Below are 12,617 nucleotides of genomic sequence, written 5' to 3' on the forward strand. Positions count from 1 at the left end.
AACTGGCCGATTTTCTCTGCACAGGAGGGATAATACAAGGCCTGATAAGCGTAGCGCATCAGGCAGTTTGGCGTTTGCCAGCACTTTTAATTCCGGGCTTAAACCCGGAATTAAGATCACTCTTCTGTCGTTTGCGGTGGCACGCCCGTTCCGCTTGGTTTACGGCGCTTACCAATATTTTTGGTGTCGCGATGGCGTTTTTTCACCCGCGGCTTCTCTTTCTCTTTAGCTTTTTTCTTCTCGGCACGTTTAGCCAGTACTTTCTTCGATGGCTTGCCGGTCTGCTTTTCGCTTGGCGCACGCGTTTTCGGGCGTAACTCATCAATAACGCGAGCTTTAATTGGCTCTTCAATATAGCGGCCTACTTTGCCCAGCAGCAGATGGTCATGAGCTTCAACCAGCGAAATCGCGGTTCCCTTACGACCGGCGCGCGCGGTACGTCCGATACGGTGTAAATAAGTATCGCCACTGCGTGGCATATCGAAGTTAAAGACATGGCTGACATCCGGAATGTCGATACCGCGCGCGGCAACATCGGTGGCAACCAGTACGTTAACGCGACCTTCGGTCAGACGCTTGATCGCTTCGTTACGCTTGCCTTGTACCATCTCACCTTCGAGATAGCAGTTGTTGATGCCCGCTTCGCGCAGCCAGTTTGCCAACTCATGCACACGCTCACGCTTACGCACAAATACAATTGAGCGGGTCGCTTCCGGTTGTTTTAACAGATGCACCAGTAATGCGGTTTTATGCTCAAGATCATCAGCGCGGTAATACCACTGATGAATCTTTTTGCGCTCACGGGTGGATGGATTCGCAGAAACTTCCACCGGATCTTCAAGCAGACGCTCGGCAAAATCCTGAATGGCATCGCCTTCAAGCGTTGCCGAGAAGAGCAGGGTCTGTTTACGCCAGCGCGTTTCGCCTGCAATATGTTCGATATCCTGAGCAAAACCCATATCCAGCATACGGTCTGCTTCGTCGAGGATCAGCGTTTCAACCGCGCGGCAATCGAAGTTCTCTTCTTTTATGTATTGCAGCAGACGTCCGGTCGTGGCAACCACGATATCCTGGTTTTCGCTGAATACTTCCGCGTGGTTCATATAGGCTACGCCGCCGGTGATGGTGGCGATATCCAGATGCGTATGTTTCGCCAGTTCGCGGGCATGATCGGCCACCTGCATCGCCAGTTCGCGAGTCGGGGTGAGGATCAAAATACGCGGCGGACCGGATTTCTTACGGGGGAAATCGAGCAGGTGCTGCAACGCTGGCAGCAGATACGCCGCCGTTTTACCGGTGCCTGTCGGCGCAGAACCGAGTACATCACGGCCATCGAGCGCAGGCGGAATGGCGGCAGCCTGAATGGCGGTCGGGCGAGTGAAACCTTTATCCTGGAGGGCTTCCAGCAGGCTTTCGTCGAGTTCAAGTTCGGAAAAAGTCGTTACAGTCATGTTCTACCTCTGTGTGGGGCGCTGATTATAGACGTTACGGCTGCAATCTTCATCTGTTTGTATGGATATCGCTTCTCGGGTATTGTTCACACCCGGTGCTATCGCCGTTTTTCCTGCAAGGTTTTATTTTCATGTCACAGTCTACATCCGTGCTTCGTCGTAATGGATTTACTTTTAAACAGTTTTTTGTTGCTCACGATCGCTGTGCGATGAAAGTGGGAACGGATGGCATTTTGCTGGGCGCATGGGCACCGGTGGCTGGGGTAAAACGTTGCCTTGATATCGGCGCGGGTAGCGGGTTGCTGGCATTAATGCTGGCGCAGCGAACCGATGACAGCGTGATGATTGATGCCGTTGAACTGGAAAGTGAAGCTGCGACTCAGGCGCAGGAAAATATCAACCAGTCCCCGTGGGCAGAGCGGATTAATATCTATCCGGCGGATATTCAGCAGTGGATCACACAGCAGACAGCACGCTTTGATTTAATTATCAGTAACCCGCCTTATTATCAGCAGGGCGTTGAGTGCGCTACGCCGCAGAGGGAACAGGCACGCTATACCACTACGCTTGATCATCAATCGTTGCTAACCTGCGCGGCGGAGTGCATTACTGAAGAGGGATTTTTTTGCGTGGTGTTGCCAGAGCAGATTGGTAATGGTTTTACTGAACTGGCATTAAGAATGGGCTGGCATTTACGTTTACGGACGGATGTGGCGGAAAACGAAACGCGACAGCCGCATCGGGTGCTGCTGGCATTCTCCCCACAGGCGGGAGAATGCTATAGCGATCGCTTAGTGATTCGTGGGCCAGACCAGAGCTATTCCGAAGCGTACACTGCGCTGACCCAGGCTTTTTATTTGTTTATGTAAAGGTTGTCGGGGGAAAGGATCGATGGGCCAGAGTGAGTGAGCAACTCCGGGTAATCCAGCGTGAAATGCAGCCCCCGGCTCTCCTTGCGCACCATCGCACAGCGAACAATCAACTCGGCAACCTGTACCAGATTACGCAGCTCCAGCAAATTATTTGATACGCGGAAATGGGCGTAATATTCGTCTATTTCCTGCTGAAGCATATTGATCCGCCGCAGGGCGCGTTCCAGACGTTTCGTTGTGCGCACAATGCCGACGTAATCCCACATAAACAGACGTAGCTCGTGCCAGTTATGTTGAATCACCACCAGTTCGTCAGGGTTCTCAACACGGCTTTCATCCCACGGCGGTAACGTACTGACGTCGTGGGCATAAGGCATACGCCTGGTAATATCCTCCGCCGCCGACCAGCCGTAAACCAGACACTCCAGTAATGAATTTGAGGCCATGCGGTTAGCGCCGTGTAAGCCGGTATAACTCACTTCGCCAATGGCGTACAAACCTTCGACGTCCGTACGCCCATGATCATCAACCATTACACCACCGCAGGTATAGTGTGCAGCAGGCACAATCGGCACAGGGCCTTTCGTGAGATCAATCCCCAGTCCCAATAACTTTTCATAAATCATCGGGAAATGCTGACGAATAAAATCGGCAGGCTTATGGCTGATGTCGAGATACATACAATCCGCACCGAGGCGTTTCATTTCATGATCAATAGCGCGGGCGACAATATCGCGCGGGGCCAGTTCGCCGCGCTCATCGAAATCGGGCATAAAACGCGTGCCATCCGGGCGCTTGAGATAAGCACCTTCGCCGCGCAGTGCTTCCGTTAACAGGAAATTTCGTGCCTGTGGGTGATAGAGCGCGGTAGGGTGAAACTGATTAAATTCGAGATTGGCGACCCGGCAGCCCGCGCGCCACGCCATAGCAATGCCATCGCCAGAAGAAATATCCGGATTGGTGGTGTACTGATAAACCTTCGACGCACCGCCGGTTGCCAGCACAACCGCTTTTGCGTGGCAGGTTTCAACCGTTTCTTTATTTCGGTTCCATACCCACGCGCCTACAACTCGTCGCGTGCCCGGCAGGCCAATTTTGTCAGAGACAATCAGATCAACCGCGTTGCTGCGCTCCAGCACGCGAATATTCGGATGGTTCTGCGCCTTGCTCACTAGTGTGGTTTCTACTTCTTTACCGGTGGCGTCCGCAGCATGAAGAATTCGTCGGTGACTATGTCCACCTTCACGGGTCAAATGGTAGCTTTCTTCGCCATTCGATTGAACGTGGGTATCAAACAACACCCCCTGGTCGATTAACCATTGCACACAAGAACGCGCATTGCTGGCGACAAATTCAACTGCATGGCGATCACAAATACCAGCACCGGCAATCATTGTGTCTTCCACATGCGAATCAATGCTGTCAGTTTCATCAAACACGGCGGCAATTCCGCCCTGGGCATAAAATGTTGAACCTTCCGTTACTGGGCCTTTACTTAGAACGATGACATGATGCCGGTCAGCCAGACGTAGCGCCAGTGAAAGCCCGGCTGCGCCGCTACCGATAATCAACACGTCACATGAATGTTCAGGGAGAGTATTCATTTTCTTTGTTTAATTTACTAAACACGGTTTGGTCAGCATAGCATCATGTTGTGCGATTAAACACCTGCTATTTTGATTTTTGTTACAGGGGCTAAACAGACCGAATCACGGCGACGAGAAAACGAGAAGTTACTGGCTGGCGAAGGATTAGGTGGTGAAATAAAAAGGCCGTTGGGTTACTCTTCAGGCAGTTAAATGGGCATTTCTACACAGATAATGCGATGTTCAGATTCTGTAGACTTATAATGATAGATAATGATCCGTCTACAGCATGACAAACAAAAACAGATGCGTTACGGAACTTTACAAAAACGAGACACTCTAACCCTTTGCTTGCTCAAATTGCAGCTAATGGAGTGGCGTTTCGATAGCGCGTGGAAATTTGGTTTGGGGAGACTTTACCTCGGATGAGCGAGCAGTTAACGGACCAGGTCCTGGTTGAACGGGTCCAGAAGGGAGATCAGAAAGCCTTTAACTTACTGGTAGTGCGCTATCAGCATAAAGTGGCGAGTCTGGTTTCCCGCTATGTGCCGTCGGGTGATGTTCCCGATGTGGTACAAGAAGCTTTTATTAAAGCCTATCGTGCGCTGGATTCGTTCCGGGGAGATAGCGCTTTTTATACATGGCTGTATCGGATTGCTGTAAATACAGCGAAAAATTACCTGGTTGCTCAGGGACGCCGTCCACCTTCCAGTGATGTGGATGCCATTGAAGCTGAAAACTTCGAAAGTGGCGGCGCGTTGAAAGAAATTTCGAACCCTGAGAACTTAATGTTGTCAGAAGAACTGAGACAGATAGTTTTCCGAACTATTGAGTCCCTCCCGGAAGATTTACGCATGGCAATAACCTTGCGGGAGCTGGATGGCCTGAGCTATGAAGAGATAGCCGCTATCATGGATTGTCCGGTAGGTACGGTGCGTTCACGTATCTTCCGAGCGAGGGAAGCTATTGATAACAAAGTTCAACCGCTTATCAGGCGTTGACGATAGCGGGATACTGGATAAGGGTATTAGGCATGCAGAAAGAACAACTTTCCGCTTTAATGGATGGCGAAACGCTGGATAGTGAGCTGCTTAACGAACTGGCTCATAACCCAGAAATGCAGAAAACCTGGGAAAGCTATCACTTAATCCGTGACTCAATGCGGGGTGATACTCCCGAGGTGCTCCATTTCGATATCTCTTCACGCGTAATGGCCGCCATTGAAGAAGAGCCAGTACGTCAACCGGCGACACTGATCCCAGAGGCCCAGCCTGCGCCGCATCAATGGCAGAAAATGCCATTCTGGCAGAAAGTACGTCCATGGGCTGCACAGCTTACCCAAATGGGCGTAGCAGCATGCGTATCGCTTGCAGTTATCGTTGGCGTCCAGCACTATAATGGGCAATCTGAAACGTCCCAGCAGCCCGAAACGCCAGTATTTAATACACTGCCGATGATGGGTAAAGCCAGCCCGGTTAGCCTGGGAGTACCTTCTGAAGCGACTGCAAACAATGGTCAACAGCAGCAGGTACAGGAGCAGCGTCGTCGCATTAATGCAATGTTGCAGGATTACGAACTGCAACGTCGACTCCACTCTGAACAGCTTCAGTTTGAGCAGGCCCAAACACAGCAAGCCGCTGTACAGGTGCCAGGAATTCAAACTTTAGGAACGCAATCGCAGTAATGAAGCAACTTTGGTTTGCCATGTCATTAGTGACAGGTAGCCTGTTATTCTCTGCTAACGCCTCGGCCACTCCCGCGTCCGGGGCGTTATTACAGCAGATGAACCTGGCCAGTCAGTCACTGAATTACGAGCTGTCATTCATCAGCATCAATAAACAGGGTGTTGAGTCTCTGCGTTATCGACATGCACGCCTCGATAACCGTCCTCTTGCACAATTGTTGCAAATGGATGGCCCGCGCCGGGAAGTGGTACAGCGCGGCAATGAAATCAGCTACTTTGAACCGGGCCTTGAACCGTTCACGCTTAATGGCGATTACATTGTTGATTCTCTGCCATCGCTCATCTATACCGATTTCAAACGCCTTTCTCCTTACTACGATTTTATCTCCGTGGGACGCACGCGTATTGCTGATCGTCTTTGCGAAGTCATTCGCGTGGTGGCCCGTGATGGCACACGCTATAGCTACATCGTGTGGATGGACACCGAATCGAAATTACCGATGCGGGTTGATCTCCTTGATCGCGATGGTGAAACGCTGGAACAATTTCGCGTGATTGCTTTTAACGTTAATCAGGATATCAGCAGCAGTATGCAGACGCTGGCGAAAGCAAATCTGCCGCCGCTGCTTTCTGTTCCTGTAGGTGAAAAAGCTAAATTCAGCTGGACGCCAACCTGGTTGCCACAGGGGTTTAGTGAGGTTTCCAGCAGCCGACGTCCGTTACCGACGATGGACAACATGCCTATCGAATCACGTCTCTATTCCGACGGATTATTCAGCTTCTCGGTAAACGTTAACCGCGCTACTCCATCGAGCACCGATCAGATGTTGCGCACCGGACGCAGAACCGTCAGTACAAGCGTACGTGATAACGCCGAAATCACCATTGTCGGCGAACTGCCGCCGCAAACGGCGAAACGCATTGCCGAGAATATTAAGTTCGGGGCAGCGCAATGATCAAAGAGTGGGCTACGGTCGTCTCCTGGCAAAACGGGCAGGCGCTGGTCAGTTGTGATGTTAAAGCCTCATGCAGCAGCTGTGCTTCTCGTGTCGGTTGCGGTAGCCGCGTGCTGAATAAACTTGGCCCACAAACCACGCATACCATTGTCGTACCCTGTGATGAACCGTTAGTGCCGGGGCAAAAAGTGGAATTAGGAATCACCGAAGGCAGCCTGCTTAGCTCCGCATTACTGGTTTATATGTCGCCGTTGGTGGGATTATTCCTCATCGCTTCGTTATTTCAGCTACTCTTTGCTTCAGATCTTGCAGCATTATGCGGTGCGATTCTCGGCGGCGTTGGTGGATTCCTGATTGCACGCGGCTACTCGCGAAAGTTTGCTGCCCGGGCGGAATGGCAACCGATCATCTTAAGCGTGGCATTGCCGCCAGGCCTTGTGCGATTTGAAACATCTTCGGAAGACGCGAGCCAGTGATTTCACTGGCTTTGTTGCATTTTGCATAACAAATGCGAGGACGTTTCCAGATACCACAATCCATACGGTATGAACATTTCCTCGCCTCAATGTTGTAGTGTAGAATGCGGCGTTTCTATTAATACAGACGTTAAGCTCAGAACAGCGACTTCTAAAAGCCTGGTTAACCGGGCATTAAGGCACAATAATCATACTTTATGAAGAATATACGTAACTTTTCGATCATAGCTCACATTGACCACGGTAAATCGACGCTGTCTGACCGTATTATCCAGATCTGCGGTGGCCTGTCTGACCGTGAAATGGAGGCGCAGGTTCTCGATTCCATGGATCTTGAGCGTGAGCGTGGCATTACCATCAAAGCGCAAAGCGTGACGCTGGATTACAAAGCGTCTGACGGCGAAACCTATCAGCTTAACTTTATCGACACCCCGGGCCACGTAGACTTCTCCTATGAAGTTTCCCGTTCGCTGGCGGCCTGTGAGGGTGCATTGCTGGTGGTCGACGCCGGGCAGGGCGTAGAAGCGCAAACCCTGGCAAACTGCTACACCGCGATGGAAATGGATCTCGAAGTAGTGCCGGTACTGAACAAGATTGACCTGCCGGCAGCTGATCCTGAACGCGTAGCAGAAGAAATTGAAGATATCGTTGGTATCGACGCCACCGACGCAGTGCGCTGCTCAGCGAAAACCGGCGTTGGTGTGCAGGACGTTCTCGAACGTCTGGTGCGCGATATTCCGCCGCCGGAAGGCGATCCGGAAGGCCCGTTACAGGCGCTAATTATCGACTCCTGGTTCGACAACTACCTGGGCGTTGTTTCACTTATCCGTATTAAAAACGGCACCCTGCGTAAGGGCGACAAAGTGAAAGTCATGAGTACCGGGCAGACCTATAACGCCGACCGTCTGGGGATTTTCACGCCGAAGCAGGTTGACCGCACTGAACTGAAATGCGGTGAAGTTGGCTGGTTGGTATGTGCGATCAAAGACATCCACGGTGCACCGGTAGGCGATACCTTAACACTGGCGCGTAATCCGGCAGAAAAGGCGCTGCCTGGCTTTAAGAAAGTCAAACCGCAGGTTTACGCAGGCTTGTTCCCGGTAAGCTCTGACGACTATGAAGCCTTCCGTGACGCGCTGGGCAAACTCAGCCTGAATGATGCCTCACTGTTCTATGAGCCGGAAAGCTCCAGCGCGTTGGGCTTTGGTTTCCGCTGCGGCTTCCTCGGCCTGCTGCACATGGAGATCATTCAGGAACGTCTGGAACGTGAATACGATCTGGATCTGATCACCACTGCGCCGACCGTAGTGTATGAAGTTGAAACTACGTCAAGAGAAGTTATTTACGTCGACAGCCCATCGAAGCTGCCAGCGGTAAATAACATCTACGAACTGCGCGAGCCGATTGCAGAGTGTCACATGCTATTGCCGCAGGCATATCTCGGTAACGTTATTACGCTGTGCGTAGAAAAACGTGGCGTACAAACCAACATGGTTTACCACGGTAACCAGGTAGCGTTGACCTACGAGATCCCGATGGCTGAAGTGGTGCTCGACTTCTTCGATCGCCTGAAATCTACCTCGCGTGGTTATGCGTCTCTGGATTACAACTTCAAACGCTTCCAGGCGTCCGACATGGTACGTGTAGACGTATTAATCAACGGTGAACGTGTTGATGCGCTGGCGCTGATCACCCACCGTGATAATTCGCAAAACCGTGGTCGCGAGCTGGTGGAAAAGATGAAAGATCTGATCCCACGCCAGCAGTTTGATATCGCCATTCAGGCTGCGATTGGTACGCACATCATTGCGCGCTCCACCGTGAAACAGCTGCGTAAAAACGTACTGGCTAAATGTTATGGCGGCGATATCAGCCGTAAGAAAAAGCTGCTGCAGAAGCAGAAAGAAGGTAAGAAACGCATGAAGCAGATCGGTAACGTCGAGCTGCCGCAGGAAGCGTTCCTCGCCATTCTGCACGTCGGCAAAGACAACAAATAACCCTTAGGAGTTGGCATGGCGAATATGTTTGCCCTGATTCTGGTGATTGCCACACTGGTGACGGGCATTTTATGGTGCGTGGATAAATTCTTTTTCGCACCTAAACGGCGGGAACGTCAGGCAGCGGCGCAGGCGGCTGCCGGTGACTCACTGGATAAAGCAACGCTGAAGAAAGTTGCGCCGAAGCCTGGCTGGCTGGAAACCGGTGCTTCTGTTTTTCCGGTGCTGGCTATCGTATTGATTGTGCGTTCGTTTATTTATGAACCGTTCCAGATCCCGTCAGGTTCGATGATGCCGACTCTGTTAATCGGTGACTTTATTCTGGTAGAAAAGTTTGCTTACGGCATTAAAGATCCTATCTACCAGAAAACGCTGATCGAAACCGGTCATCCGAAACGTGGCGATATCGTGGTCTTTAAATACCCGGAAGATCCAAAGCTTGATTACATCAAGCGTGCGGTGGGTTTACCGGGCGATAAAGTCACTTACGATCCGGTTTCAAAAGAGCTGACGATTCAGCCGGGATGCAGTTCCGGTCAGGCGTGTGAAAACGCGCTGCCGGTCACCTACTCAAACGTGGAACCCAGCGATTTCGTTCAGACCTTCTCGCGCCGTAATGGTGGGGAAGCAACCAGCGGATTCTTTGAAGTGCCGAAAAACGAAACCAAAGAAAATGGAATTCGTCTTTCCGAGCGTAAAGAGACTCTGGGTGATGTGACGCACCGTATTTTGACAGTGCCGATTGCGCAGGATCAGGTGGGGATGTATTACCAGCAGCCAGGGCAACAACTGGCAACCTGGATTGTTCCACCGGGCCAATACTTCATGATGGGTGACAACCGTGACAACAGCGCGGACAGCCGTTACTGGGGCTTTGTGCCGGAAGCGAATCTGGTAGGTCGGGCAACGGCTATCTGGATGAGTTTCGATAAGCAAGAAGGCGAATGGCCGACTGGTGTGCGCTTAAGTCGTATTGGCGGCATCCATTAATAGCTTATCTTCGTTCACGTTGTCGCCGTTATGGCGACAACGTGAATTATTTATGAGATAAATCTCCCGTGGCTAACGACATCCCCCGTCGTTGTGTATAGAATATTCCCCCGAAGTTTAAGGTTGGCACCTCCAGGTTGCCACGGCACACGAAACAGCGTTGGTCCCCATATACCGGTAAACTGAAACTGCAGCGAAGCAGTTAGTAGAGCCATGTATATCAGGTCTGTTTCGTGTGCTGAATTGTTGACGCATTTATTTATTGGTATCGCATGAACCCCATCGTAATTAATCGGCTTCAAAGGAAGCTGGGCTACACTTTTAATCATCAGGAACTGTTGCAGCAGGCATTAACCCATCGTAGTGCCAGCAGCAAACATAACGAGCGTTTAGAATTTTTAGGCGACTCTATTCTGAGCTACGTTATCGCCAATGCGCTTTATCACCGTTTCCCTCGCGTGGATGAAGGCGATATGAGCCGGATGCGCGCCACGCTGGTCCGTGGCAATACGTTGGCTGAACTGGCGCGCGAATTTGAGTTAGGTGAGTGCTTACGTTTAGGGCCAGGTGAACTTAAAAGCGGTGGATTTCGTCGTGAGTCAATTCTCGCCGACACCGTCGAAGCATTAATTGGTGGCGTATTCCTCGACAGTGACATTCAAACCGTCGAGAAATTAATCCTTAACTGGTATCAAACCCGTCTGGACGAAATTAGCCCAGGCGATAAACAAAAAGATCCGAAAACGCGCTTGCAAGAATATTTGCAGGGTCGCCATCTGCCGCTGCCGACTTATCTGGTAGTTCAGGTACGTGGCGAAGCGCACGATCAGGAATTTACTATCCACTGCCAGGTCAGCGGCCTGAGTGAACCGGTGGTTGGCACAGGTTCAAGCCGTCGTAAGGCTGAGCAGGCTGCCGCCGAACAGGCGTTGAAAAAACTGGAGCTGGAATGAGCAACGATAAAAGTTACTGCGGATTTATTGCTATCGTCGGACGTCCGAACGTTGGCAAATCCACATTGTTGAATAAATTGTTGGGGCAGAAAATCTCCATCACCTCCCGCAAGGCGCAGACAACTCGTCACCGCATTGTGGGGATCCATACTGAAGGCGCGTATCAGGCGATCTACGTCGATACCCCAGGCCTGCATATGGAAGAAAAACGCGCCATTAACCGCCTGATGAACAAAGCGGCGAGCAGTTCCATTGGCGACGTTGAACTGGTGATTTTTGTCGTTGAAGGCACCCGCTGGACGCCGGACGATGAAATGGTGCTCAACAAACTGCGCGATGGCAAAGCGCCGGTAATCCTCGCGGTGAACAAAGTGGATAACGTGCAGGAAAAAGCCGATCTGCTGCCGCATTTACAGTTCCTGGCAAGCCAGATGAACTTCCTCGATATCGTGCCGATCTCTGCCGAAACCGGGCTGAATGTCGACACTATCGCGGCAATTGTGCGTAAGCATCTGCCTGAAGCGACCCATCACTTCCCGGAAGATTACATCACCGATCGCTCGCAGCGTTTTATGGCGTCTGAAATCATCCGCGAAAAACTGATGCGTTTCCTCGGTGCTGAACTGCCATATTCCGTGACCGTGGAGATCGAACGTTTTGTCTCTAACGAACGCGGTGGTTATGACATCAACGGTTTGATTCTCGTTGAGCGTGAGGGGCAGAAGAAGATGGTGATTGGCAACAAAGGGGCCAAGATTAAAACCATCGGAATTGAAGCGCGTAAAGACATGCAGGAAATGTTCGAAGCGCCTGTCCACCTTGAACTGTGGGTAAAAGTGAAATCTGGCTGGGCCGACGACGAACGCGCACTGCGCAGTCTCGGTTACGTTGACGATCTTTAAGAGTTACTCCGATGGAAGGCTGGCAGCGCGCATTTGTCCTGCATAGTCGCCCGTGGAGCGAAACCAGCCTGATGCTGGACGTCTTCACGGAGGAATCGGGTCGCGTGCGTCTGGTTGCCAAAGGCGCACGCTCTAAACGCTCTACTCTGAAAGGTGCATTACAGCCTTTCACCCCTCTCTTGCTACGTTTTGGCGGGCGTGGCGAAGTCAAAACGCTGCGCAGTGCTGAAGCTGTCTCGCTGGCGCTGCCATTAAGCGGTATCACCCTTTACAGTGGTTTGTACATTAACGAACTTCTCTCCCGCGTGCTGGAATACGAGACGCGCTTCTCTGAACTCTTTTTCGATTACTTGCACTGCATTCAGTCTCTTGCAGGTGCCACTGGTACGCCAGAACCCGCGCTGCGCCGCTTTGAACTGGCACTGCTCGGTCATCTGGGTTATGGCGTCAATTTTACCCATTGTGCGGGTAGCGGCGAGCCGGTAGATGACACCATGACGTATCGTTATCGCGAAGAAAAAGGGTTTATCGCAAGCGTCGTTATCGACAATAAAACGTTCACTGGAAGGCAGTTAAAAGCGTTAAACGCGCGGGAATTTCCTGACTCAGACACACTACGCGCCGCGAAACGCTTTACCCGCATGGCGCTTAAGCCGTATCTTGGCGGTAAACCATTAAAGAGCAGGGAACTGTTCCGGCAGTTTATGCCTAAGCGAACGGTGAAAACACATTATGAATGATGAGGATTGT

The 12,617-nt window shown here is 51.4% G+C and carries 13 protein-coding genes; 11 read left to right on the forward strand and 2 right to left on the reverse strand.

Features of this window, described 5'->3' with window-relative positions; genetic code table 11:
- Window positions 1-116: 116 nt before the first annotated feature.
- Window positions 117-1,451, reverse strand: coding sequence for an ATP-dependent RNA helicase SrmB (srmB, locus tag FQ015_RS04870; RefSeq protein ID WP_000219193.1), 1,335 nt, complete (start codon window positions 1,449-1,451; stop codon window positions 117-119).
- A gap of 131 nt (window positions 1,452-1,582) precedes the next feature.
- Here srmB and trmN point away from each other — a divergent pair, with 131 nt between their 5' ends.
- The gene (gene trmN, locus FQ015_RS04875; protein ID WP_001353022.1) at window positions 1,583-2,320 is read left to right on the forward strand and encodes a tRNA(1)(Val) (adenine(37)-N(6))-methyltransferase TrmN; all 738 of its coding nucleotides are present in this window, start codon (window positions 1,583-1,585) and stop codon (window positions 2,318-2,320) included.
- Here trmN and nadB read toward each other — a convergent pair.
- Window positions 2,305-3,927, reverse strand: a complete 1,623-nt coding sequence (gene nadB / locus FQ015_RS04880) for an L-aspartate oxidase (RefSeq protein WP_001094513.1) — start codon at window positions 3,925-3,927, stop codon at window positions 2,305-2,307. The two genes, trmN and nadB, sit on opposite strands and share 16 nt — an antisense overlap.
- A 255-nt stretch (window positions 3,928-4,182) precedes the next feature.
- Between nadB and rseD the strand changes: the two genes are divergently transcribed.
- The 10 genes from rseD to recO all read left to right on the forward strand — a co-directional run bounded on the left by rseD (window position 4,183) and on the right by recO (window position 12,607).
- Entirely contained in the window at window positions 4,183-4,338 is a 156-nt protein-coding gene (gene rseD / locus FQ015_RS04885) for a rpoE leader peptide RseD (RefSeq protein ID WP_001303621.1), read from the forward strand.
- On the forward strand, window positions 4,335-4,910 hold the full coding sequence (gene rpoE / locus FQ015_RS04890; protein WP_001295364.1) for an RNA polymerase sigma factor RpoE: 576 nt from the start codon (window positions 4,335-4,337) through the stop codon (window positions 4,908-4,910). The genes rseD and rpoE overlap by 4 nt, the downstream gene beginning before the upstream one ends.
- Before the next feature lie 32 nt (window positions 4,911-4,942).
- Complete coding sequence (gene rseA / locus FQ015_RS04895; protein ID WP_001168459.1) at window positions 4,943-5,593, forward strand: anti-sigma-E factor RseA; 651 nt, start codon at window positions 4,943-4,945, stop codon at window positions 5,591-5,593.
- Window positions 5,593-6,549, forward strand: a complete 957-nt coding sequence (rseB, locus tag FQ015_RS04900; protein ID WP_000812053.1) for a sigma-E factor regulatory protein RseB — start codon at window positions 5,593-5,595, stop codon at window positions 6,547-6,549. The genes rseA and rseB overlap by 1 nt, the downstream gene beginning before the upstream one ends.
- Complete coding sequence (rseC, locus tag FQ015_RS04905; protein WP_000589077.1) at window positions 6,546-7,025, forward strand: SoxR-reducing system protein RseC; 480 nt, start codon at window positions 6,546-6,548, stop codon at window positions 7,023-7,025. Before rseB ends, rseC begins: the two co-directional genes overlap by 4 nt.
- Window positions 7,026-7,222: 197 nt before the next feature.
- Complete coding sequence (gene lepA / locus FQ015_RS04910; RefSeq protein ID WP_000790168.1) at window positions 7,223-9,022, forward strand: translation elongation factor 4; 1,800 nt, start codon at window positions 7,223-7,225, stop codon at window positions 9,020-9,022.
- Window positions 9,023-9,037: 15 nt separating this feature from the next.
- Window positions 9,038-10,012 (forward strand): signal peptidase I, encoded by a 975-nt coding sequence (gene lepB / locus FQ015_RS04915; protein WP_000002542.1) that lies wholly within the window; start codon window positions 9,038-9,040, stop codon window positions 10,010-10,012.
- A gap of 272 nt (window positions 10,013-10,284) precedes the next feature.
- Window positions 10,285-10,965 (forward strand): ribonuclease III, encoded by a 681-nt coding sequence (rnc, locus tag FQ015_RS04920; RefSeq protein ID WP_001068343.1) that lies wholly within the window; start codon window positions 10,285-10,287, stop codon window positions 10,963-10,965.
- Window positions 10,962-11,867 (forward strand): GTPase Era, encoded by a 906-nt coding sequence (era, locus tag FQ015_RS04925; RefSeq protein WP_000063883.1) that lies wholly within the window; start codon window positions 10,962-10,964, stop codon window positions 11,865-11,867. Before rnc ends, era begins: the two co-directional genes overlap by 4 nt.
- Before the next feature lie 11 nt (window positions 11,868-11,878).
- Window positions 11,879-12,607 (forward strand): DNA repair protein RecO, encoded by a 729-nt coding sequence (recO, locus tag FQ015_RS04930; RefSeq protein ID WP_160523782.1) that lies wholly within the window; start codon window positions 11,879-11,881, stop codon window positions 12,605-12,607.
- Window positions 12,608-12,617 lie beyond the last annotated feature (10 nt).

The organism is Escherichia sp. HH26CH (assembly GCF_009820205.1).
Classification (GTDB): Bacteria; Pseudomonadota; Gammaproteobacteria; order Enterobacterales; family Enterobacteriaceae; genus Escherichia; species Escherichia coli_F.

Coding starts and splice junctions, on each gene's coding strand:
- lepB (WP_000002542.1), top strand. CDS start 9,038: ATGGCGAATATGTTTGCCCTGATTCTGGTGATTGCCACACTGGTGACG.
- rpoE (WP_001295364.1), top strand. CDS start 4,335: ATGAGCGAGCAGTTAACGGACCAGGTCCTGGTTGAACGGGTCCAGAAG.
- trmN (WP_001353022.1), top strand. CDS start 1,583: ATGTCACAGTCTACATCCGTGCTTCGTCGTAATGGATTTACTTTTAAA.
- rseB (WP_000812053.1), top strand. CDS start 5,593: ATGAAGCAACTTTGGTTTGCCATGTCATTAGTGACAGGTAGCCTGTTA.
- lepA (WP_000790168.1), top strand. CDS start 7,223: ATGAAGAATATACGTAACTTTTCGATCATAGCTCACATTGACCACGGT.
- rseD (WP_001303621.1), top strand. CDS start 4,183: ATGATCCGTCTACAGCATGACAAACAAAAACAGATGCGTTACGGAACT.
- recO (WP_160523782.1), top strand. CDS start 11,879: ATGGAAGGCTGGCAGCGCGCATTTGTCCTGCATAGTCGCCCGTGGAGC.
- rseC (WP_000589077.1), top strand. CDS start 6,546: ATGATCAAAGAGTGGGCTACGGTCGTCTCCTGGCAAAACGGGCAGGCG.
- rseA (WP_001168459.1), top strand. CDS start 4,943: ATGCAGAAAGAACAACTTTCCGCTTTAATGGATGGCGAAACGCTGGAT.
- nadB (WP_001094513.1), bottom strand. CDS start 3,927: ATGAATACTCTCCCTGAACATTCATGTGACGTGTTGATTATCGGTAGC.
- rnc (WP_001068343.1), top strand. CDS start 10,285: ATGAACCCCATCGTAATTAATCGGCTTCAAAGGAAGCTGGGCTACACT.
- era (WP_000063883.1), top strand. CDS start 10,962: ATGAGCAACGATAAAAGTTACTGCGGATTTATTGCTATCGTCGGACGT.
- srmB (WP_000219193.1), bottom strand. CDS start 1,451: ATGACTGTAACGACTTTTTCCGAACTTGAACTCGACGAAAGCCTGCTG.